The organism is Prevotella phocaeensis, from assembly GCF_900065875.1.
In the GTDB taxonomy this organism is placed as follows: Bacteria; Bacteroidota; Bacteroidia; order Bacteroidales; family Bacteroidaceae; genus Prevotella; species Prevotella phocaeensis.
In genome coordinates, this window is record NZ_LT160626.1 from 366396 (window position 1) to 391869 (window position 25474).

Here is a 25474-nt window from a genome sequence, read left to right on the forward strand (position 1 = left end):
AAAAGCGGGTTACGCGGGGATTGGAGCATGGTATAAGACCGATATTCGTGTAGCTTTGCATTATTAAAAAGCAATGAATGGAAATATCTAAGTTAGGTGAGTTCGGGCTGATAGACCGCCTTACCAAAAACATTAAGCCGGAAAACAGTTCTACGGTTTACGGTGTAGGCGACGACTGTGCCGTGCTTCATTATCCCGACAAGGAGGTGTTGGTTACTTCCGATATGCTGATGGAGGGCGTACATTTCGATCTTACTTACATCGACATGCAGCACTTGGGCTACAAGTCGGCCATGGTAAACATCAGCGATATATTCGCTATGAACGGTACACCGCGCCAACTCGTGGTGAACATGGCCTTAAGCAAGCGTTTCAAGGTAGAAGATACGGAAGAGTTTTATGCAGGTTTGCGTGCTGCATGCGACAAATGGCAGGTAGATATTGTGGGGGGAGATACAACATCTTCGTACACTGGTCTGGCTATCAGTATAACCTGTATCGGCGAGGCGGCCAAAGAAGATATCGTATATCGCAATGGTGCCAAGGAAACCGACCTCATCTGTGTGAGCGGCGACCTTGGTGCTGCCTATATGGGCCTGCAGCTTCTCGAACGTGAGAAAACGGTTTATTACCAGCAGGTAGACGAGGCGCGACAGAAAAACGATACGCGTACACTCGAAGAACTGAAGAGTTTCCAGCCCGACTTTGCCGGTAAAGAGTACTTGCTTCAGCGACAATTGCAGCCTGAAGCACGCGGAGATGTGGTCGAACTGTTGCGTCAGGCGAACATACATCCCACGGCTATGATGGATATCAGCGACGGACTCAGCAGCGAACTGTTGCATATATGTAAGCAAAGCGGTTGCGGTTGTCGCATTTATGAGCAGAATATCCCCATCGATTACCAAACTGCAGTGATGGCAGAGGAGTTCAATATGAACGTTACAACGTGCGCCCTCAACGGCGGAGAAGACTATGAACTGCTGTTCACCGTGCCTATCGGCGACCACGAAAAGATAGAAAATCTTGAAGGGGTGAAGATGATAGGCCACATCACCCGTAAGGAATTCGGTGCTGTTCTTGTAAGCCGAGACAGTCAGGAGTTCGACCTAAAGGCGCAAGGTTGGGATCCGTTGCTGAAAGAGTAACGGCGGAAATCCGACGGATTTCCTTTTTATTTCTCGGGGAAAGCAGTTTTAATAAAGATAGAAACTGAATAACAATGGGCAGAGCTGCGTTCTTATTACAGTTCTGCCCGCCGATTTTATGTCTTTTTTCAATAACCTGTTTCTGCAAGGTTTGGCAACCGGTGTTCTTACATAGTACTTCTGTCCTCGTTATATAGTCTGTCTAAGTGCCTTAAACGGTCTGTCTGTGAATGGAAGACAAGGGATCGGCGAGGAGTGGGTGCCCAACCTGTAACGACTATCCGCTGTCAAAAACTTGATTAAATAAATCAAAAAAGGCAATAAGGCCGTTTCTTTTTTCTTTACTTTTGCAACAGTTAAACTAAAAATATACCATATTGTCGCGGGCTATTTACGGTCGGTAACGCGGCAAAGTTATGAAACTAAAACTTATGAAACGATTTAACCTCTTTCTAATTCTATTCATCTCGTGCCTGTGGAGCCTGCCTCTATGTGCTCTAACTGTCGACGGACTGCGTGTAGAAGCTATGAAAAACCCCGATGTAATAGATGTTTCCGTGCCGCGGTTCAGCTGGATATTGCATTCGGATGAGCGTGGAACGATGCAAACAGCCTATCGTATCGTGATTACATCTGATGTCAAAGGCACACGTATCGTATGGGATTCGGGCACAGTTGCATCGGATCAGTCGGTCGGAGTGCCGGCTAACGGCGTTAAGTTATTGCCTTCGAGGCGTTATTATTGGTCTGTAACCGTAACCGACAACAAAGGTAAGAAAGCCAAATCTAAAGAAAAAGCTTATTTCGAAACCGGTTTGATGGGCTCAGGATGGAGCGGTGCCCGTTGGATCAAGGCACCCGACGCACCTCATACCGATGCTGTTGCAGGAACGCATCCTGCTGATAAATACACTATAGAGGCCGACCTCACGCTTTTAAACGGGAATGCAGGCATCGTGTTCGGTGCGGTTTCGGGCGGCGATTATTGTATGTGGCAGGTCAATACCGACCTCGAAGGCGATTATCCGGTAATACGTCGCTACATATATATAAATGGTAAGCCTGAAATAAGCAACGGTCCTTACTTACAATTGACCAAGGCAGACTTGATGAACCGTGAACATCATGTAAAAATAAGTATCGACGGTTCGCGCGTAGACACCTATATAGATAATGTACTCGCAGATTCTTACACCGATAAAGGCGGCAGGATCGCCAAAGGAGAGATAGGTCTGCGAGTAGATAACAACGGCATTATCGACGAAACAGCTTATTTTGACAACCTTACAGTTACCGAATATGATAAGCAGGGCAGGCAAACAATTACGCTGAACGAAACGTTCGACGGGCCTTCCGATAATTTCTATGCTGCCGACATCAGGGAGGTAGGCGGCAACCGTAAGTGCTATATGCACTCCGGAAAGGGCGAAAAGCGCATGATGCAGGAACCTATGCAAGGGGCACCCATGTTTCGTAAGGCTTTCATACTTGGCAAAAAGGTAAGGCAGGCTAAACTTTATACGACCGCACTCGGTGTGTATGATGTGTTTGTGAACGGCAAACGAGTGGGACATCTGCAGGCTGATGGTACCGTACTTTATGAAGAACTCAAGCCCGGATGGACCGACTATCGCAAACGGGTGTTCTATTCGTCGCACGATGTTACCCATTTATTGGACAAAGGTGGTAATGCTATCGGCGCTGTAGTGGGCTCCGGATGGTGGCAGGGCTACATTTCACGTGGCGTGTATGGCTATCGGGCACCCGAATTTATGGCTAAATTACTTGTTATATATACCGATGGAACTACCGAAACCATCGTTACGGACGGATCGTGGGCATGGAGTAAAGACGGTGCACTGCGCTATTCCGACATTTACAATGGCGAACAATATGATGCGCGCAAGGAGTCTGATTGGACTACAGCTCGATATACTGCCGACGGATGGCATGCCGTGGAGGCGAAAAGCGAACCTCAAATAGCCGTAGAAGCCTTTAAAGGGCCGTATGTGCAGGCACTCGAACGCTTGAAGGTGCCGGCTAAAACTACCACGATATATCAAGGTGTGAAGAACGCAGGTGCCGATTATGGCATGATAAACGTAATAAACAAGGTAGACGGAGCGGCCGGAATAACGTTGAAAGAAGGGCAAACGGCGGTGATAGACTTCGGGCAGAACTTTGCCGGATGGGTTGTGTTGTCGGTTTCGGGCAACGAGGGAACCCGCCTGCACCTACGTTTCGGCGAGATGATAAACGACGACGGAACCCTGAAGAGGGGCAATGATGGGCCGGGAGGAAGTCTATATACCGCCAATCTTCGTTCCGCCCGTGCCGAACTCTATTATACTCTTCGGGGCGAAAAGGGCTATGAAACCTATTCTCCCTTGACTACTTTCTACGGTTTCCGCTATTGTGAAATTACGGCAACAGCACCGGTTACGCTCGTTTCGGTTGTGGGGCAGCCCGTTACTTCGTCTACTATAGATGTGGGAAACGTTACGACAAGCAGCGATATAGTGAATAAACTTGTGAGCAACATAGTGTGGGGACAGCGCAGCAACCTGCTCTCTGTGCCTACCGATTGTCCGCAGCGCGACGAACGTCTGGGCTGGACAGCCGACACGCAGATATTCTCTCGCACGGGTATGTATAATGCCGATACCGAGAACTTCTACCGTAAATGGCTGATAGATATGCGAGACGGGCAGACAGATAAGGGCGGTTATCCCGACGTGGCACCCGTTGTTTGGCAGTTCAACAATAGTAATGGCGCGTGGGGCGATGCAGGTATCGTGCTTCCATGGAACCTCTATCTGATGTATGGCGACAAAGAAATGCTGACAGAACACTTTGCATCGATGGAACGCTATATGGATTTTCTTGCTGCACAGGCCGGCGACGGTTATAAGTATCAGGGTTCAGGCACGGCGTTTGGCGATTGGCTGGCCTTTGCCCCTACGGATTTGCGTTATATAAGTGTGGCCTATTACGCTTACGACGCCTTATTGATGGCAAAGATGGCGCGGGTGTTAAGCACGCGTGCCGGCGATGAATACGCCATGAAGGCAAAGAAATACGAACAACTCTTCGAGGCAATTAAGACAGAGTTTCAAAATCGCTATTTTGCACAGGGCGTTCCGAGCCAGCAGAGCCAAACTGCATACCTGCTTGCGCTGAAGTTCAATCTTTGTAAAGATGCCGCCCAGCGGCAAGATGTGGTGGAAAGACTGCGCCGACTTATTACGGATAATAACGAAACATTGAGCACCGGTTTCGTTGGAACGGGCATTATAAGCCCGACACTCTCGGAGTTCGGGCTCAACGATAAGGCTTATAATCTGCTTTTGCAGCGCCGTTGTCCGTCGTGGCTTTATAGTATCGATCAGGGTGCCACGACCGTGTGGGAGCGATGGAATTCGTACACGGTAGACAAAGGTTTCGGGCCTATCGAGATGAATTCGTTCAACCATTATGCCTATGGGGCCGTGGGAGAGTGGTTATACCGCTTTGTAGCGGGTATAGAAACCGATGAACAGCAGCCCGGCTTCAGGCATATAGTGCTGCAACCTACGCCGGATACCCGTACTACACTGCCGAGCGGGCAGGAACGTATCACCTCTGCAAGGGCATCGTACACGTCGAATTATGGCGAAATCGTGTCGGAGTGGTCTGCCCAGAACGGCAATGTAGCGACGTATAACGTTACGGTTCCTGCCAATACCACGGCCACCTTGTATCTCCCTGCGGGCACTTCGAGCGTCATACATGAGGGAGGTATCGCAGCTGAAAGGGCAAAAGGCGTGTCTTTTAAGGGCTTCTACGAGGGAAAGGCCGTTTATGAACTCGGTTCGGGTAGTTATCATTTCAAAGTTTCAAATATGATATTGAGAGAATAGTTAGTCAATTGTTTAGCACTAAAGTTAACTAATGGTTTAGACAAAGGCCAGTCGTGGCCGATATGGATTTTAGTTTATATAACATTGGTTTGAGGGGGAATGCCCTATGCGAATAGAGCATATCCCCGTTTTTATTCTCGTATGTTCGTGGTGCGAACGTTTTGTGCACCGCATGTTTCTATGGTTATGTTCGATTGTCGGAAATGTTTGTTGAATACGGCATGTCGCTATATTCGGGATAGAGTGCCGCTTTATCTCGGACGGAACGGCCTGATAATGCCGGTAGACAGGCATCATAACAGCGATACATTGATGCTTTAACACCCCCGGAATATAATCATAACTGAAGAATTGCGGACAGGGAACCCGACAAAATGATACGTCTATCTCATATACCTTGTATATAATATAAGGTGAGAGTTGCTTAGTAAACATTTCAGACAGTCTTTATTCTGCATAAAGAGTTTATTTTTGTTAAAAATGTGCTATGCAATCGTTTTTCTTGCATAATATTTTTTTTAATAATTAAAGTTTGTTACATTTGCTGAATGGATATGCTATAACCTATTTATGAATAGAGAGCAAATATAGCGAACAAATAATTTACCGGCTGGCACCACCGTAACTAAAAACTTTGAATACCTCGAATATCATTATAAATTGCACGCTTATGAATGAATAAATCTATTTTTTCGACCTTTCGTCGATTAAGTCTACAAATCTTTATATTTATTTTTAACACTTAAATTCCATGACTAAAGAAGAAACGAAACTTAAGAAAGCGATACGTAGTTCGCTTTTGTTTCTTTCCGCATGTGCCTTTGTTCATGCAGTACCTGCGTATGCAACGGGCGGTGGATCGAAACTGTTGGCAACATCTCAGGTTGCCCAACAGGCAAATAATGTTACAGTTACGGTCGTAGATCAGAATAACGAGCCCATCATCGGTGCAAGTGTATTGGTGGTATCTACGAAAGAAGGCGGTGCTACGAATGCCGATGGACAGTGCACTATCCATGCTAATCCGGGCGATAAGCTACAGATTTCCTACATCGGTTATACCCCGCAGACCGTTACGGTGGGCAATAGTCCGGCAATGGTTATAACGCTTGGCGAAGACAGAGCTATGCTCGATGAGGTTGTTGTGGTAGGTTACGGTACGATGCGCAAGTCGGATGTCACCGGTTCAATTGCTGTTGCCAAGGGTTCCGATATGCTCAAAGCGCAGAACTTCAGTGCTCTTGATAACCTTCGCGGTAAGGCTTCGGGCGTTAATGTGTTCTCCAATTCCGATCAACCGGGCGTTTCAGCGCCGCGTGTTATTATACGTGGTATGGCTACCATTAATGCCTCTACGTCTCCGCTCTATGTTGTAGACGGCGTAGTGATGAATAATTTTGCCCTTGTGAACCCGAACGACATCGAATCTATGGAGGTGCTGAAAGACGCATCTGCCACGGCTATCTACGGTGCCCGAGGGGCCAATGGCGTTATTATGGTAACAACTAAGCGCGGTTTGAAGGGTGCAGAAGGTACGAAGGTGAGCTATCAAGGATCGATAAGTTTACGCCATATTGCACGTAAGATGGATGTGCTGAATGCTCAGGAGTGGTGCGATGCCTTTATGAAAGGTCTGGAGAACGAGAATACCTATCAGGGGAAGAACTGGAGTCTCGACCGTACGTACTGGTTCCGCGATACCCGTTACTTCGATTCGAACGGTAATCCGCTGTATAATACCGACTGGCAGGACGAGGCAACCCGCACGTCTGTATCGCACAACCACCAGATCAACATTCAGCAGGCAGGCAAAACTTCATCCGTAGGTGCATTCCTTAACTACAGCGATTATCAGGGAATAATGCTCAACACATGGTCTAAACGTGTGAGTGGCAAGCTGGCTTACGATGCTAACCCTACCAATTGGCTTACCACGAACGTAAACCTAATGGTAAATCACATGTGGAGTCGCTATACTGATGAGACCAGCGGAGGACAGGAGGCACGCCGAACAATGATAGAAATGCTCCCTTGGTTGCCCGTACGTGATACGGATGGTAACTATACAACGTCTACTTCGCCGTCGCAGATGTCGGAACTTTTCGGTTTCGAGGGAATGTCGAACCCTGTTATGATATTGGATTTGCAGAAACGTTTGTACTACAATACGCAGATGTTCGGCAATGCCGCCTTTACTTTCCATCTGCTTCAGGGGCTCGATTTGAAAACTCAACTCGGTCTCGACTGGCACAATATCGAACTCAGGCGTTATGCTTCGCGCGATTTGAACAACATTGCACAGTCGGATCAGGGTATTGCCGAGAACGATCGTTATAGGAACCTTTACTGGCAGGAGGAGACCTACCTTACTTATAATAGGACTCTAAACAAGCTACATCGTTTGAATGGCATGTTCGGTATGTCTTGGCAAGGCTATACTTCGCGCCGTAATTATTCGGAAACCAAAGGGTTCGACGATGATTTCTTCGAAGACAACAACATGGGAGCAGGCAAAGTACCGAGCCCGCCCGATTCGAATTTCGACGAATGGTATATGAACTCTTACTTCCTCCGCTTAGCTTATACGTACAATGACCGTTACTCTGCTACCCTTACAGGGCGTGTAGACGGTTCTTCGAAGTTCGGTAAAGATAACCAATATGCCTTTTTTCCGTCGGCAGGTCTGGCATGGATTGCTTCTGAAGAGAACTTCTTGAAAGACGTGAGCTGGCTTAGTAACCTGAAACTCCATACGAGTTACGGTCTTACAGGTAATTCTGAGATCGGTACTTATAGGTCTTTGGCACGTTTGTCGGTCGGTACGTTGCTCTTAAATGATGCACGTTCCTCTTATGCATATTTGAGTTCGATGCCTAATCCTAACCTCAAATGGGAGAAAACAGGGCAGTTCGATATCGGTTTCGAATTGGGTTTATTGAACAATGCCCTTAATTTCGACATCTCTTATTATTATAAGAAGACCACCGATTTGTTACTTGATTGCCCCGTACCTCACTCAACTGGTTTTCAAAGCATATACAAGAACATCGGTTCGGTGAAGAATTCAGGACTCGATATTATGATCAATGCTTATCCTATACGCAGTAAAGACTTTACGTGGAATTCTACTCTAAACCTGAATTATAATAAGAATAAGATTCTTCACCTTGGCGATAACGACGAGGATATAGAGATTTTAGGCTGGGTAGGAGGCTCTGAAGGCATCTTACGTGTAGGTGAAAGCATGGGTAGTTTCTATGGTTATGAGCGTTATGGCATATGGACGAAAGAAGACTATGCGGCAGGTAAGTGCAATCTTAACCAAGTAGGTCGTCCGCATCGTTCGGATTCAAAGACGATACTCGGTAAAGGTATTCCCGATTGGACAGGCAGCTGGACCAATACTTTCAACTATAAAAACTGGGATCTTACACTCGATATGCAGTTCGTAATGGGTGTAGAGACCATGCAGCAGTTCTATCATCCGACCTATGACCGCTTTGGTATCACCAACGGACTTACCAGTATACTATACGATGCTTATAATGGTAGCAACCCCGGAACTATGGAACAAATGATCTATCTCTGCAATAGCGGCCATGCAGGTCAGGATACTACCATAGATTCAAGTTGGATTTGCGACGGTTCTTACTTGCGTTGCAACATGCTTCAGCTTGGCTATACCTTTACTCCGACGGCTATGAAGAGCATCGGACTGAATGCTTTGAGACTGTATGTGAGTGCGAATAACCTGTTTCTGATTTGCTCGAAAGACTTCAAGGGCTACGATCCGGAGTCTACATCTCAGAGCAGTAAGTTCGGTCAGAACATGACATTCTACTCTTATCCGAGAGCAAGAACGTTCACATTAGGCGTAAATGTAACATTTTAATTTATCTTAATCCGATTATACATTATGAAAAAGATATTTTTATTTTCAGTCTGTATAGGTGTTCTCTTGGCATCTTGTAGCGACTTCTTAGAGGAAAAACCTAAGTCTATACGTACGATGGGAGACTTTTATAAGACAGAAGCACAGGCGACAGCCAATGTAAATACCTTGTATAGAAGTGGCGCTGTTACTCAAATATCAAGCGCTCCGAGTGCTTATATCGGCTCTTTTGCAACGGTTCCGGGCATGCTTACCGGTTATTTCAGCAACTCTTATGAGGGGCAAGAGTCGGTTTGTATGTATTCAAGACTGCTTACCCGTCAGGAACAGACCAACAATGTATCGAGCACAATGGACGGTGTGTGGGACGGATGTTATGGGGCTATCAACATTGCCAACGGCGCTATCAAGCATATTCCCGATATTTCGATGACGGAATCTGTAAAGAATACGCTTGTTGCAGAGGCGAAGTTCTTCCGTGCATTCAACTATTTTTTCCTTGTAAAGATATTCGGCGACATTCCTTTATCTGTGGAACCTTACGAAAGCATGAATAACATGGAGCTCTCGCGTACGTCGGTTGCCGATGTTTACACGCAGATAGAGAAAGACCTTACCGAGGCTATAGCCGTGCTACCCGCAGCAACTTGGCAGGCTACAAGCCACAGAATTACGAAGTATGTGGCCGAACAAACGCTCACAGCAGTCTATATGCAGCAAGGAAAGTATGCAGAGGCCGCCGCTACAGCTAAGGATATCATCGGCTCGGGGCTGTATTCGCTTACGCAAAATACGGATAATGCCTTGAATAGTGCATACAACAAACTGCGTACTACCGATGATCTGGCCGAGGTAATCTATGCAGTTGAATACAATGCTTCGATTAGTACCAGCGATTGGCGTCCTACTTACGCGTTCACTTCATCGGCTACAGCTGTGTTCAGTCTTTATTCTATCTACGAAAGAGTGTACGGACCGAATGCACGTTTCCTTAATGTGTACACAGCAAACGACCTTCGCGGACAGGAAAAACAGTTCTTCGCAACGACTTATACCAATCCTAATAATGGCAAAACATGGACAGCTCCCGATGCCGATCACAAGGGATGTTGGTATTATTTCGACGAAGAAGCCAACTTAAGTACAGGTAAAGGCACTAAAGATTGGAATATCTATCGGTATGCGGAGACGCTGCTCGATGCCGCCGAATGTATCGTTCAGAGCGGCGGAAGTGTAACTGCAGAGGCGGCAGGTTACTTGGCTCAGGTGCAATCACGTGCCCTCGGACAGTCTGTAGCAACGCTTACAACGAGTTTACAAAGCCTCTCTAAGGATGATTTTATTCATGCATGTTGGACGGAGAGGTTGCGTGAATTCCCGTTAGAGTATAAGATTTGGGACGATTGTTTGCGCACGAAGATGTTCCCGAACGTATCTTCTACCACCCAAGGTTCGGTTACCTACGAAAATCTTGTAGGCGCTACGAACGGATCAGGTGCCGTGTTTAAAGAGTCTGACCTACTGTGGCCGCTCTCTTTGAACGAGATGCAGCGCAACAAGAACCTGCGCCCGCAGAACACAGGTTATGCAGATCACAATTAAACCTGTTTGTGAGATTTAACATATAATATAAGAACAGAATTGGGGCGAATACAATATATCGCCCCTTTTCCGGTTCTCTTAAAAGACTATTTTTATTACTTATAAACCATAACGCATGAAGAAAATCAAACTCTTTGCGTTGTTTTTGGGTGCTATGTGTATGTTTTCGTTGCACATGTCTGCCCAAAAAGACTACGCATCTTATGTAAATCCGTACATCGGTTCGGGTGGTCATGGCCACGTGTTCGTAGGAGCAAATGTGCCATTCGGTGCCGTTCAGCTCGGTCCTTCTAATATCTATAAAGGGTGGGACTGGTGTTCAGGCTATCATTACAGCGATAACATCATCATAGGCTTTAGTCATAATCACCTGAGCGGTACGGGATGTGCCGATTTGGGCGACGTAAGTCTGATGCCGTATTCGGGTTCTTTGCGTACTGCGCGTGGCGAACAAGGCAATATAGAGGGCGCTGCATCATCGTATTTCAGGCATGATAACGAGAAAGTTATGCCCGGATATTACGCCGTAAAGCTCGATAATGGGGTAGAAGCAGAGCTTACTGCTACCGAAAGAGTGGGCATGCACCATTACAAGTATACGGCTCAGGGCGATGCACGTGTGCTTATCGATCTTGTCAACGGTATCGGCAACCGCACTTACGAGTCCTACGTGCGCAAGGTAGACGATACCACCGTGGAGGGTTATCGTTTCGTCAACGGCTGGGCACCGCGCCATAAAGTGTTCTTCTATGCCAAGTTTAACCGTCCCATCAAGCGCCTCGATACATTCTATAACGATACTCCGTCGGGACAAGACGAGCTTCAGGGGCGCGATGTAAAGGCCGTTGTAACGTTTGATAGCGGTGTAAAAGACGTGCTTGTAAAGGTGGCTATCTCGTCTGTAAGTTGTGCCAATGCCAAGATGAATATGGAGGCTGAGCTGACAGGATGGGACTTTAATGCCGTTAGAAGTACTGCCTTAGATAAATGGAACCGTGTTCTATCGACGATAGACATACAGGGTAACGATAAGCAAAAGCGTATCTTCTATACCGCTATGTACCATGCATTTATAGCACCTAACCTATATTGCGATGTCAATAAGGATTTCCGTGGCATAGATGACAGGATATATACCGGTAACAAGTTCCTTAACTATACCACTTTTTCCACATGGGATACTTACAGAACCCTGCATCCTTTGTTCACTATCATTGCCAAAGACAGAGTTCCGGATATGGTTAATGCCATGTTAAGTATATACGATCAGAACGGTAAACTACCCATCTGGCCGCTTTATGCAGGCGAAACAAACTGCATGCCCGGCTACAGTTCGGTGCCTATCATTGCCGATGCTTACCTGAAGGGCATAGGCGGATTTGACGCAAACGTGGCACTCGACCGCATGATAGCTACTGCAACGTACAGCAAGCAGAACGGTATACCGGAGTTCATGAAGTATGGTTACATCCCTGCAGATAAGAAAGGAGAGGCCACTTCCATAAACCTTGAGTACGCAGCCGATGATTGGGGGCTCGCTCTGATGGCTAAGAAGATGGGACGAACAGACGTTTATAATACCTTCATCAAACGGGGTATGTCTTACGAACTGCTTTTCGATAAGAAGATAAACAAGGTTCATCCGAAGATGTCTGATGGAAGTTGGTACGAACCATATAATCCCTTCCTTGCCAATCACCGCGATAATGTGGGCGATTTTACCGAGGGTAACGGCTGGCAATATACCTTCATGGTGCCACAGAACCCCGAAGGACTCGCGGCATTGCATGGGAGCGACGATGCTTTTATTAAGAACCTCGACGAACTCTTCGTAGCTGAAGGCGACTTAGGCGAAGGGGCTCCCCCCGATGTGTCGGGCATGGTGGGCCAATATGCACAGGGTAATGAACCCAATCACCATATACCTTATTTATATGTATATGCCGGTGCGCAGTACAAAACGGCCGTTCGTGTGCGCTCTTTGCAGGATATGTTCTATAAAGACGAACCGGATGGCTATGCCGGAAACGAAGACTGTGGCCAGATGTCGGCATGGCATATCATGTCGGCACTAGGTTTTTATCAGGTAAACCCGTCTAACGGTGTGTATGTATTCGGCAGTCCGTCGTTCAAAAAGGCAACGATTAACCTGCCGGGAGGTAAGAAGTTCGTCGTTAATGCGGCCAACAATAGCGATCAGAACGTATATATACAGTCGGTAAAGCTGAACGGGAAGCCCTATCAGAAGGCCTTCGTTACCTATCAGGACATCATGAAAGGCGGCACGCTCGACTTCACTATGGGCAGCAAGCCTAACAAAAACTTCGGAAAGGCAGTTAAAAATCGTCCCGTAAGTGCAAAATAAAAAAGGCGAAGAGAGTACAAGTAGAATCGTATCAAGCTATAACTGTCAGCCATATACGGTCTGTCTTGCACTCTTTTCCCTTTATTTTTTCATCCGATTTCGTCACCTGTTTCGGAGACAGTTTTTCTGTCTATTCTTTTATTTACTGATAAAATAAAGGTGTTGATTGATTATTTTTCGCGTCTCTATCGTTAATGTATACCTTTGTGGAGAGCTCAGAACAACGATCATAAACATTAAAAAACATTGAAGTATGAATAAAAGAAGCAAGTTATGGATGATAACCATTAGCATATTGGCATTGGTATCATGCTCTACAGACGATATTTTGAACGACGACAGCAATAGTACAAATCCTACGAATTCTACGGGAACGAATTCCTCATCATCTGGCAGTACCCCTACTACAGCCGGCGATCTCGCCACATTTACTATAGCTGTAGACTCTACGGACCTGTCGGAAACGGAAACTATTCCCTCCGATGACGAGGATTACTTGGAAAACAATAGCTTTACTTCTACGATAAGTATCGTGTATAACGGTACCTCCGCGTCTTATTCGGGCAGTGTAACAGGAGTGACGGTAGATATAAATGGGGCCGACGTAACGGTAAATTCCACGGCTAAGGGAGTAAACTATGTGTTGAGTGGCAGTACTTCTGACGGCTCATTTAAGATGTCTACGGGCGATAACGATAAGAAATTCGAGTTGACTCTCAACGGTGTAAGCATTAAAAACAGCGATGGTCCCGCCATTAATATACAAGTAGGCAAGCGCTGCTACGTAAACCTTGCGGCCGGAACTACCAATACTATCAGCGACGGAACATCGTATGCATCGAGTTCCGAAGACCAAAAAGGCACGCTGTTCAGCGAGGGTGAGCTCCTTTTCAGCGGCACCGGAAAGCTACGTGTCTCTGCTAATGCGAAGGCAGGTATAGCGTCTGACGATTATATAATGATACGTCCGAATACCAATATCTATGTAATGTCTACCGCAGGGAACGGTATCAAGGCTAACGACGGTATTCTCATTAAGGGCGGTGTTATCAATGTAGAGACGACGGCAACGGCATCTAAGGGACTTTCTTCCGACGGTTATGTACAGATAGACGGCGGGCGTACTACCGTTATTACGACAGGCGGAGGAGAATACGACAGCAGTGATAACGACGTAAGTGCATGTGCCGGCGTGAAAGCAGACAGCACATTAACGATGAATGGGGGCGAACTATATTGTAAAAGTACCGGTTCTGGAGGTAAAGGAATTAGCGGAGATCAGCAGATTATCATCAATGATGGAACCGTAAAGGTTATTACTTCGGGCAGCACCTATACCTATAACAGCAGTCTCGACTCTAAGCCAAAAGGCATAAAAGCCGATGGCGACATCGCTATCAATGGCGGAAGTGTGACGGTAAGGGCCACTGGAGGCGAAGGAGCCGAGGGAATTGAGAGCAAAGGAGATATGACCATCACGAGCGGTTCCATAGAAGTATATGCCTATGATGATGCGTTGAACTCTGCTGGAAACCTTTATATGAAGGGCGGATGGGTATATGCGTTCTCGACAAACAATGACGGTCTCGATGCTAATAAGAATTTGTATATGGAAGGGGGAACTACTGTAGCTTACGGAGCTGCGGCTCCTGAGGTCGGTCTCGATGCTGCCGAAGGCTACAATCTCTATGTTAACGGTGGAACGTTTGTAGCTGTCGGCGGCGGTACAACCTATCCTGCGAGCAGCAGTAAGCAGCCTTCAATTGTCTATGGAGGCAGTGTTGCCAGCGGTACAACGTTGGCTCTCAACAGCAGCAGTGCCAATATTCTGACTTTCGAAATGGGGCGTTCTTATAACGGGACGGCAGTGTTCCTCATTTCTTCGCCGAGTTTGAGCACGGGAAATAGCTACACTATCAGTTCCGGAGCTACTGCAACGGGCACAGATTGGCACGGTTTGATTACGGAAGCCACACTGTCTTCTGCCGGAAGTACAGTTGCCACCGTCTCTTCGCTTGCCTCTCCATACTCTTCGGTAGGCAGTTCTACGGGCGGTATGGGAGGAAACGGAGGCAGACGATGGTAATAGAACGGGCCGTTCCGAACGGCCTGTTTTTTGCTTTTGCACCATTTGTACGACTGCCGGTCTACCCATCTGTAATCGTCAACTCTAAAGAAAAAGCATGGCAACACATTCACGTAATTACAAAGAAAACCTTACCTACCTCATTCTTTGGCTGGCTCTTTTCCTTTCGCCCATACTCAGTATGTACATCAGGATGGAGGAGAATGCAGCCATGCAGTTCGATTGGTATGAAATATTTCACGTGTGGAAAAGCTTCGCTCTTTATCTCTTTGTGTTTTTGCTCCATAACTATATTCTCGCACCCATATTGGTATATCGACACAAGAGGGCATTGTATCTCTCTTCGGTGGGCTGTTTGGTGGTATTGTTCTTCGTTGTACAATGCCTGCAAAAGCCCGACGAGCGGGATATGCGGGGCATTCACGACAGAGAGATGTATTCCGGAGATCCGTTTGACAGAAGAGGCGAGGTACCTCTGATGGCGGGGGAGAAGACATGCGAAGGCGAGGCGTATGGGCCGGATGGAAAGAGAATGCCTCATCATCCGGCAGGCGAAGCTCCGTTCTTTCATCCTCCGTTGATATTGGGCGAACGACCTATCATCCCTTCCGTTATGCTCATATTGCTGGTAGGAATGAATCTTGGTGTGAAACTTTACTTCAAATCAGACGATGACATGAAAGAAATGGCGCTGTTAGAGAAGCAGAATTTGGAACAACAACTGGAGTATTTGAAGTATCAGATCAACCCTCATTTCTTCATGAATACGCTGAACAATATTCATGCGTTGGTAGATATCGATCCCGACAAGGCAAAGCTAACCATCTTGGAACTGTCGAAGATGATGCGTTATGTGCTTTACGAAGCCAACAAGACCATTGTGCCGTTGCAGCACGAAATACGGTTTTTACATAATTATATTACCCTTATGAGGCTGCGTTTTACCGATAAAGTGAGTATAAGCGTAACCATTCCCGATGACATACCCGATAAAGGAATACTGCCGTTGATGCTCATAACCTTTGTAGAAAATGCTTTCAAGCACGGCGTGAGTTACCGGCAGGAGTCGTTTATCAGCATTGCGATGACGTTTACCGAAGAGCGTTTCACTTTCGTATGCCGCAACAGCAAGCATAAAAATGCCGATATGCAGAACGGAGGGGTAGGACTTGAGAACGTTAGGAAGCGGTTAGACCTGTTTTACGGAGAAGATTTTACTTTGACAATCAGCGATAACGAAGACGCTTATGAGGTGTCCTTAGATGCTCCTTTGACGGTTATATCGCAGCCTGTCGTATAAAGAACAACATAAATCATGATAAAGTGTATAGCTATCGACGATGAGCCGTTGGGATTACAGCAGCTTGCCGCTTACATTAAAAAGGTGCCCTTTCTTGAACTCATAGGTGAATGTCAGAGTGCAATCGAGGCAAAGAAGGTGTTAGAAACGGATGAAGTAAACGCCATTTTCTTGGATATAAACATGCCAGACCTTAATGGTATGGATTTTGTACGGTCGCTTGCCGTGCGTCCCATCATAGTGTTTACCACCGCATACAGCGAGTATGCTGTCGAAGGATATAAGGTAGATGCCGTGGATTACTTGCTTAAACCGTTCGGATTAAATGAGTTTATGCGTGCTGCCAATAAGGTGAAGAAGCAGTACGACCTTGAACTAACGGCGGAAGTTTCGCAGGTCGACACGGATAATGCCTTATTTTTTAAGACGGAACACAAGGTGGTTCGTGTAGAAATAGATAAGATACGATACATTGAGGGCATGAGTGAATACCTCAAAATACATATAGACGACAAGCGTCCTCTTATCGTCTTGCTGAGCATGAAGAAACTTGAAGAGCAGTTGCCCCTGCACTTATTTATGCGTACCCATCGTTCCTATATCGTAAACTTGCACAAGATTGTGGAGGTAAACAAGAACCGTATCATCTTGGACCGCAATACCTATCTGCCCATAGGCGACTTGTATAAAGAGAAGTTTACCAAATATATCAACGGTAAATTCTTGGGCAAGTAATTTTATTTGCCCTTTACTGCTTATATTTCTTGGGCGTTATGGTGGTTTGGAAGTACACTTTTCGGGGATTTTTAGCCGAACGCAGCAGGTATGCAAAGCTGAAGTTCGCCTCTTTATACAGCTTCATAGACGTGTCGTCTTTAATGGCCTGCACCAGTTGTTGTTCTATCTCGTTCTTATGTTTGTTAATGATATCGGCGTTATCCATCTTTCCTGTGAGCGAACAATAGTAATGATAAGTCTTTGTAGGCTTATCGAAAGACATACTGTCGGTACGTGTGTAGTTGACAACCGGTGTGGGACAAAACTTTTCCGTGTACTCTTTGGCCTCGCGTACAGCACGGTCTTCGAGGCTTTCTTGGCAGGCTGCGAGCATCAGCATGCCCGTTATCATCAATAAAACTTTTCTCATATCGCATTTTTTAGTAGGGCAAAGATATATAAAAGATGCGATATACGGATGAAAAATGAATGAATAATGATGAACGGGGCTGCCTGATAGCGGTTGCGGTTCCCTTCTGACTCCACCCTGTAGGGGGAGAATATACCCTGCAGGCTTCACGAATGGCGATACTTCTCCCCTTGGAAAGGGGAGACAGAGCGGGGATCGGTGGCATTTCGGTGCGGCGTGCAACCTCCTAAGAAGATAGGGGAGGCCGAGATATAGTTACAAAATATTTTTATTAAATGTATGGTTTATGTGCAATAGACGTAACCAGTATGCCCGATAGATAACCGGTCTAACCGAGCTGCATAAGCGTAGTTTGTATAAGTTCTTATGCATGTCTCATCCATACTTATTTCCTGCGGCATAGGTGGGTGTAGGGGCTATTGCCGATGCGTATAGCACCTATGCTTCACGGTTGGCTCTTACAGATATTCTGCTCCATTCGCTTGATTTTTCAACTCCTTTTTTGTAACTTTGCGACTTAAAGCATATTATTCGTATGAAAAATATAAGAAATTTCTGTATCATTGCCCATATAGACCACGGGAAGTCGACTATTGCCGACCGATTGCTGGAATATACCGACACTATAAAGGTGACCGAAGGGCAGATGCTCGACGATATGGAACTGGAACGTGAACGAGGTATCACGATCAAGAGCCACGCCATACAGATGGAATACGAACTTGAAGGGCAGAAATATATACTTAATTTGATTGATACACCGGGACATGTGGACTTTTCTTATGAGGTTTCGAGGAGCATAGCGGCCTGTGAAGGAGCGTTACTTGTAGTGGATGCCACGCAAGGAGTGCAGGCACAAACCATCTCGAACTTATATATGGCGATCGATCACAACCTTGAGATTATTCCTGTTATTAATAAAATAGACATGCCTTCGGCCATGCCAGACGAGGTAGAAGATGAAATCGTAGACCTTATAGGCTGCAGCCGGTCCGACATTATCCGTGCTTCAGGCAAGACAGGAGAGGGCGTTGCCGATATTCTGGAGGCTGTGATCAAGCGCATTCCACATCCTGTAGGCGATGTACAGGCACCGCTTCAGGCGCTTATCTTCGACTCTGTGTTCAATTCTTTCCGTGGTATAATTGCTTATTTCAAGATAGAAAACGGTACTATCCGCAAGGGAGATAAGGTGAAGTTCTTTAATACGGGTATGCAATACGATGCCGATGAGGTGGGTGTTCTAAAGATGGACATGATACCCCGTAAGGAACTGTCTACCGGAGAAGTGGGATATATCATCAGTGGAATTAAGGATGCCAAGGAGGTGAAGGTAGGTGATACGATTACACATACCGATCGCCCGTGTGATAGAGCTATTGCCGGCTTCCAAGAAGTGAAGCCCATGGTGTTCGCAGGCGTGTATCCTATCGATCCTAACGACTACGAAAATCTGCGTAATTCGTTGGAGAAACTGCAGCTAAACGACGCTTCGTTAACGTTTTCTCCCGAGTCTTCCGTGGCTTTAGGGTTCGGTTTCCGTTGCGGTTTCCTCGGTCTACTTCACATGGAGATTGTGCAGGAGCGTCTCGACCGTGAGTTCAATATGGACGTGATAACCACCGTACCCAACGTATCGTACATGGTTTACGATAAACAAGGTAATGTGAAAGAGGTACACAATCCCTCGGGATTGCCCGATCAGACCATGATCGAGCATATCGAAGAGCCGTATATCCGTGCTACCATTATCACTGATGCCAATTATATCGGCCCCATAATGAAGCTATGTTTGGATAAACGCGGCGAACTTATTAACCAAGAATACGTGAGCGGCAACCGTGTAGAGCTCCATTTCATGCTGCCTTTGGGCGAAATAGTGATCGACTTCTACGATAAGCTGAAGTCTATATCCAAAGGATATGCCTCGTTCGACTATCATATAGATTCGTTCCGTCCGTCGAAGTTGGCCAAATTAGATATCTTGCTCAATGGAGAACCGGTAGACGCACTGTCGGCCTTGGCACATCAGGATAATGCCGTAGCGCTGGGGCGCCGCATGTGCGAGAAACTCAAAGACCTAATTCCGCGCCAACAGTTCGACATTGCCATTCAGGCAGCCATAGGAGCTAAGATCGTTGCCCGCGAAACAGTGAAGTGCGTGCGCAAGGATGTAACGGCGAAATGTTATGGGGGTGATGTAAGCAGAAAGCGTAAATTACTTGAGAAACAGAAGAAAGGAAAGAAGCGAATGAAGCAGATTGGTAACGTTGAAGTGCCGCAGAAAGCGTTTCTTGCCGTACTTAAATTGGATTGATAGATAAGAAGAAATTAAATCTAACTATTATAATAAGGAGGTTCCTTGTATGAAAGAACTTGTAAATACACCGCGCGATATTGCCAGAGAACTGGCACGTAAGTACAGTACAATGACGCACGAAGAGCTCGATGCATTGGAAGCAGTGCTTATTCCCCTAAAGTTTGCCAAGGGTGAAATGATATTGCGTGAGGGCGAAATATGCCGGAATATCTATTATATAGACCGCGGATTGATACGTCAGTTCTACTTTAAAAACGAAAAAGAGGTAACCGAACATCTCGGTGAAGACCACACTATCTTCATGTGTATAGAGAGTTTATTTAAGGAAGAGCCCACTCGTTTGCAGGTAGAAGCACTGGAGAATTCGATTATCTATGCCCTTCCTAAGGCCGACTTGGAACGTGTAGCGCTGCATAATGTCAATATACAGATGTTATACCGTAAGATTTTGGAAGAAAGTCTTATTATCTCTCAGATACATGCCGACCTTATAAGGTTCGAATCGGCACAGAGCAGATATAAAAGAATGTGTAAGTTGGCGCCTCAGGTAATATTGAGGGCGCCGTTGACCTATATAGCTAACTACCTTCAGATGACGCCCGAAACGCTGAGTCGCGTGCGTTCGTCTACGCTGATCGATTGATAAAACACCGAAGCCCCTAAAAAATATTGGCTTTCGGGGGCTTCGGTATCAGCTACAGAGAGGCGGCATAGGCTGCCGTTATCGGTATTACATCTAACTTTCTCGGTTTTGATAGAGGTAGCGTTTGATGCTCTTTTTGGGTGTCTTTTCAAACTCTTCTTCGTGTAAACGGACGACAGAAATCTTGCTGTAGGCCGGCATTTGCTCGTTAAGTTCCATTCTGTTCTGCTCCATAAGTTTCTCCAAATCTTCGTTGGAGAGGCCTATAGCCTGCGCTTCTTCGTAATCTGGGTACACAAGACCTACGAGCTTATCGCCGTTTTGTACTACTACACTCTCGCTAACCATAGGCATCGAGTTCAGCTTATCTTCTATCTCTTCGGGGTAGATGTTCTGGCCGTTAGCGCTGAGCAGCATGTTTTTCGAGCGTCCTTTTATAAAAATATTGCCGTTTCTGTCCATCGTACCGAGATCACCCGTATGGTACCAGCCTTCTTTATCTATGGTCTCGGCGGTTGCTTCGGGGTTTTTATAATAGCCAAGCATAACGTTTGGGCCCTTTACAAGGATTTCTCCCGGCACATTTTCGGGATCATTACTGTCGATTTCTACCTTCATGTGAAGCGCAGCACGGCCACAACTGCCCGGTACAAATGTGGTGTAATCGGAATAGGCGATGATCGGAGCACACTCGGTAGTACCGTATCCCACTGTGAAAGGGAAGTTTATCTTATATAGAAATGCCTCTATCTCCTTATTGAATGCCGCTCCGCCGATGATAACTTCATAGAATTTGCCGCCGAAAGCACTGACCACCTGTTCGCAGATTTTCTCATTAACCTTCTTGTTGATAACCGGCATGTTGAGCAGCAAGCGCATCTTATGGTTTTGTATTTTGGGCAGAACCTTCTTCTTTATGATCTTTTCGATAATCAGAGGTACCGCGATGATGACCGAGGGCTTTATTTCAGCGAAGGCTTGTGCTATGATTGCCGGACTTGGGATACGTGTAAGATAATAGATGTGGCACCCTGAAATAAACTCAAATATAAACTCGAATGCCATTCCATACATGTGGGCCATGGGCAAGATGCTGATGATGTTATCGCCCTTCTTGATCTTTGGCGCCAGTACACTGCGTGCAAAGTCGGCATTGCTCCACATGGCACGGTAGGGAATCATTACTCCTTTCGAAAATCCAGTAGTGCCGCTGGTGTAATTGAGCAGTGCCATTTCGTCGGGATCTTCATCATGATAATACTTTACATGTTCCTTCCGGAAGTATTTGGGGTACTTCTTACCGAACATTTCATTAAGGTGTTCGCGTGCAAAAGTGAGCTTATCTGTGCGTGAAACGACCAAAGAGTAGTCTGGAATGTATATGATACCTTCCAAATTCGGCATCTTTATCGGATCTATAGTGGTAGCCACTACGTCGCCGACGAATAATATTTTAGCCTCGCTATGGTTTACTATGTTGTGTATTTGTTCTGCCGTAAACTCGTGGAGTATAGGTACGGCCACGGCACCATAGGTAAGCGTGGCAAGAAAAGCGCACGCCCATGCCGAACAGTTGCGCCCGCAAAGGGCGATCTTATCCCCTTTTTGCACGCCACTATTCTCGAACATGATGTGCAATTTCTCTATTTTACGTGCCACATCGTGGTATTGTAGGGTGGCTCCCTTGTAGTCTGTAAGGGCGTCGAGTTCCCAGTTATCCACGATACTCTTTTCGATTAGCGCGTTAAAACTTGGAATTTTCTCCATAATGTTTGTCCGTAAATTAGTTGTTCTTGTCTATTTTATGTAATGCGTTTACTTGTAAATGTTCTGGTACAGGTAGCGTTTGATGCTCTTTTTGGGTGTCTTTTCGAACTCTTCTTCGCGCAGTTCGATAGCCGAGAGCTTACAGAAAGGAGGCAATAAGGCATTAAGTTCCAGTCTGTTTTGTTCCATAATGTCTTCTAAGTCTTTATTTGTAAAGCCCATAGATTGAGCTTCGTCCATGTCAGGATGTACAAGTCCCACCAGTTTATCGCCATCTTGTACGATTAGACTTTCGTTTACCATGGCCATGGAGTTAAGTCTGTTTTCGATTTCCTCGGGATATACATTCTGTCCGTTAGAGCCCAAAAGCATGTTTTTGATACGTCCACGGATGAAGACATGTCCGTCTGCGCTCATTGTAGCAAGGTCGCCGGTGTGATACCAGCCGTCGCTGTCGAGTACGGCTCTTGTTGCTTCCTCATTTTTGTAGTAGCCTTTCATTACGTTGATGCCGCGCGTAACGATTTCGCCCGGTATATTTTCTGGATCATCACTTAATATCTTCACGTCCATATGGCGTACAGGAGTGCCGCAAGAGCCTGCTTGGAAGTCGAATGTATCGCTGAATGTGATCATCGGAGCCGTCTCTGTGGTGCCGTAGCCCATAGTGATGGGAAAGCCGATACTACAAAGAAAGCCTTCTACTTCGGGATTGAGACCGGCTCCGCCTACGATTACTTCGTACATATTTCCACCGAATATGTTGCGTACCCGTTCGCATATCTTCTCTTTCACCTTCTTGCTAATAACGGGCATGTTCATCAATAAGCGCACTTTATTGGTCTGTATTGTGGGAAAGACGAGCTTCCTGACGATCTTCTCCACCACCAACGGCACTGATACAACTATGGCCGGTTTCACTTCGGCAAGCGCTTCAGCGATAAAAGTCGGGCTTGGAAGGCGGGTTAGGAAGTAAATATGATAGCCTGAACAGAAGCCGAAAAAGAACTCAACCATCAGTCCGTACATGTGGGCCATGGGGAGTATGCTCAGCATTTTGCTGCCCTGTTTCAGCTTCGAACCTATGTCTTGTATGGTAAAGTCTATGTTTCCCCACAACGCACGATAGGGAATCATCACACCTTTAGAGAATCCGGTGGTGCCACTTGTATAGTTTATCATCGCTATCTCTTCGGGTTGTTCGTCTATATAATAATGTACGTGTTCCTTTCTGAAATATTTAGGGAACTTATGTCCGAAGATTTCGTTCAAATGTTCGCGGGCATAAGTGAGTTTCTCGCTGCGCGAAACGATTACGGAAAAGTCGGGTATGTAGACCACACCTTCGAGCGAGGGCATCTGTTCGGCATCGATGGTGGTAGCAACTACATCGCCTACGAACAACAGACGGGAGTCGCTATGGTTGACAATGTTATAAATTTGATCGGGTGTAAACTCGTTCTGAATGGGAACGACCACGGCTCCGTAGGTGAGAATTGCAAGGAACGTAACGCCCAGATTACTGCTGTTTCGCCCGCATACTGCGATTTTATCGCCCTTTTGCACACCACTGTTTTCAAATAGTATGTGCAGCTTTTCAATCTTTCTTGCCACATCGTGGTATTGAAGAGTAACTCCTTTGTAGTCTGTAAGGGCATCGTTGTCCCAGTTGTTGATGATGCTTTGTTCAATATATGTGTTGAAGCTTAGTATCGTTTCCATTGCACAATATCCAAATTTGTGTGCAAAGGTACTATCTTATTTGCACAATTCAAAAAATATTGTGCAGTATTTTAGGGTAATTAAATATATTTTTGAGTTTTCATGTGGTTTGGATAAAGGTGGAGGGATAAAGGTACAAAGGTAAAAAACTGAAGGGGTAAAAGGGCAAATCTAAAGGTAAAGGAGTGAAAGGGCATAAGAGCAAATGTGTAAAAAGATATTTTTTACAGATAAACATTTAAAATGAAGATGCGACAGGGGGTGAGAGTAAGCCCGATAAAGTATAGGTATAAGGCCGATAGAACGTAGGATTAATCTTGTTATCACTCATATCTCATCGACTTAGCCGGATGGATATGCGAGATTAGATAGCTTGGAGCAATGAGCACGACGATGCTGATAACGAGTGTAGCAATGTTGAGCAGCAGGAGCAGAGGTACGTTCAGTTCCACCGGAACGGTGCTTACGTAGTAAGTAGTGGCATCGAGTTTCACCAATCCCGTATAATGTTGCAGGGCCACGAGGCCTATTCCGACGATGTTGCCTATAAGCAGTCCGCGCCCTATGATGAACACCGCGAACCAAAGGAACGTGCGTCTGATGGTGGCATTTCGCGCTCCGAGGGCCTTAAGTATGCCGATCATCGTGGTTCGTTCGAGGATGATGATGAGCAATCCCGATATCATGGTAACGCCGGCCACGGCAATCATCAGCGCCAGAATAATCCAAACGTTGAGATCGAGCAGGTCTAACCACGAGAAAATCTGTGGGTTTATGTCGCGTATAGTCTTCGAAGAGTAGGTTTCTCCGTATTTGTCGATGGTGCGGTTCACCTTGTTTATCAGTATATCTTCGGTCGTGTTCACCTGCTCGAAGTCGCGAACGGTGAGCTCGGCCCCCGTGGCTTGGTCTGCTTCCCAGCCGTTTAGCTTCACTACAGTGTACAAGTCGGTGAAACACATCACCTTGTCGTATTGAGAAAGATTGGTTCTGTAGATGCCCGAAATGGTAAAACGTCGCATGCGTACGCCGTTATTGTCGATGAAATAAGCAAATATACGCTGCCCGCACCTAAGGTCTAACTTGTTTGCCATTGCCTCGGAAATGAGGATTTTGTTATGAGAAACCTTGCCGGAGAAGCGGGGGATGCTGCCTTCTATAAGGTTCTGATGGATGAAAGTGGTGTCGAAATCCTCGTCAACACCTTTGAACATCACCCCGAGAAAGTCGCTGTCGGTCTTTAATATGCCCTGTTTCATGGCGAAGCGCTGCACGTGTTGCACGCCTTGTATGTGTCTCAATACGTTCAACATCGAGTCGCTCATCTCGATAGGAAACATCTCCGAGCTCTGCAGCGTCATAAAATCGGCCACTTGAATATGGCTTCCGAAGCCCACTACCTTATCGCGTATGGCATGTTTAAAGCCGAATACCACGCATACAGATACGATCATCACCGCCAATCCGATGGCAACACCGGCCGTAGCGATGCGGATTACCGGCTTCGACACCTTGCGTTTGTCGCCGTTGTCGGAGTAAATACGCCGTGCAATGAATAAAGGTAGGTTCATTTTAATCTTGGG

Annotated in this window: 14 protein-coding genes; 10 read left to right on the plus strand and 4 right to left on the minus strand. The window is 46.2% G+C overall.

The window, feature by feature from the left end:
- Window positions 1-77 precede the first annotated feature (77 nt).
- From thiL to BN3912_RS09710, 8 genes are all read left to right on the plus strand, one after another.
- Entirely contained in the window at window positions 78-1148 is a 1071-nt protein-coding gene (thiL, locus tag BN3912_RS09670; RefSeq protein ID WP_004370047.1) for a thiamine-phosphate kinase, read from the plus strand.
- A 431-nt stretch (window positions 1149-1579) separates the two neighbouring features.
- Window positions 1580-5047, plus strand: a complete 3468-nt coding sequence (locus tag BN3912_RS09675) for an alpha-L-rhamnosidase (RefSeq protein ID WP_230204688.1) — start codon at window positions 1580-1582, stop codon at window positions 5045-5047.
- 751 nt (window positions 5048-5798) lie between these two features.
- Window positions 5799-8939, plus strand: coding sequence for a SusC/RagA family TonB-linked outer membrane protein (locus BN3912_RS09685; RefSeq protein WP_023983444.1), 3141 nt, complete (start codon window positions 5799-5801; stop codon window positions 8937-8939).
- A gap of 24 nt (window positions 8940-8963) precedes the next feature.
- Window positions 8964-10541 (plus strand): RagB/SusD family nutrient uptake outer membrane protein, encoded by a 1578-nt coding sequence (locus BN3912_RS09690; protein WP_023983443.1) that lies wholly within the window; start codon window positions 8964-8966, stop codon window positions 10539-10541.
- 115 nt (window positions 10542-10656) lie between these two features.
- Entirely contained in the window at window positions 10657-12906 is a 2250-nt protein-coding gene (locus BN3912_RS09695; protein WP_023983442.1) for a GH92 family glycosyl hydrolase, read from the plus strand.
- Between the two features lie 253 nt (window positions 12907-13159).
- Window positions 13160-14992, plus strand: coding sequence for a carbohydrate-binding domain-containing protein (locus BN3912_RS09700; RefSeq protein ID WP_023983441.1), 1833 nt, complete (start codon window positions 13160-13162; stop codon window positions 14990-14992).
- 97 nt (window positions 14993-15089) lie between these two features.
- On the plus strand, window positions 15090-16292 hold the full coding sequence (locus tag BN3912_RS09705; RefSeq protein WP_023983440.1) for a sensor histidine kinase: 1203 nt from the start codon (window positions 15090-15092) through the stop codon (window positions 16290-16292).
- Window positions 16293-16307: 15 nt separating this feature from the next.
- Complete coding sequence (locus BN3912_RS09710) at window positions 16308-17027, plus strand: LytR/AlgR family response regulator transcription factor (RefSeq protein WP_023983439.1); 720 nt, start codon at window positions 16308-16310, stop codon at window positions 17025-17027.
- 13 nt (window positions 17028-17040) lie between these two features.
- Here BN3912_RS09710 and BN3912_RS09715 read toward each other — a convergent pair whose 3' ends face one another.
- Complete coding sequence (locus BN3912_RS09715; protein WP_004370056.1) at window positions 17041-17439, minus strand: hypothetical protein; 399 nt, start codon at window positions 17437-17439, stop codon at window positions 17041-17043.
- A gap of 535 nt (window positions 17440-17974) precedes the next feature.
- On the opposite strand from BN3912_RS09715, the gene lepA reads away from it, so the two are divergent.
- Both lepA and BN3912_RS09725 read left to right on the plus strand, forming a co-directional pair.
- Window positions 17975-19756 carry a translation elongation factor 4 gene (gene lepA, locus BN3912_RS09720; RefSeq protein WP_023983438.1) on the plus strand — a complete coding sequence of 594 codons (1782 nt, stop codon included), beginning with the start codon at window positions 17975-17977 and terminating at the stop codon, window positions 19754-19756.
- 49 nt (window positions 19757-19805) lie between these two features.
- Window positions 19806-20402, plus strand: coding sequence for a Crp/Fnr family transcriptional regulator (locus tag BN3912_RS09725; RefSeq protein WP_004370107.1), 597 nt, complete (start codon window positions 19806-19808; stop codon window positions 20400-20402).
- Window positions 20403-20495: 93 nt separating this feature from the next.
- On the opposite strand, the gene BN3912_RS09730 is transcribed toward BN3912_RS09725, so the two are convergent.
- From BN3912_RS09730 to BN3912_RS09740, 3 genes are all read right to left on the minus strand, one after another.
- Complete coding sequence (locus BN3912_RS09730; RefSeq protein WP_023983437.1) at window positions 20496-22169, minus strand: AMP-binding protein; 1674 nt, start codon at window positions 22167-22169, stop codon at window positions 20496-20498.
- 48 nt (window positions 22170-22217) lie between these two features.
- Window positions 22218-23891, minus strand: coding sequence for an AMP-binding protein (locus BN3912_RS09735; RefSeq protein ID WP_023983436.1), 1674 nt, complete (start codon window positions 23889-23891; stop codon window positions 22218-22220).
- Between the two features lie 323 nt (window positions 23892-24214).
- The gene (locus BN3912_RS09740) at window positions 24215-25462 is read right to left on the minus strand and encodes an ABC transporter permease (RefSeq protein ID WP_023983435.1); all 1248 of its coding nucleotides are present in this window, start codon (window positions 25460-25462) and stop codon (window positions 24215-24217) included.
- Window positions 25463-25474 lie beyond the last annotated feature (12 nt).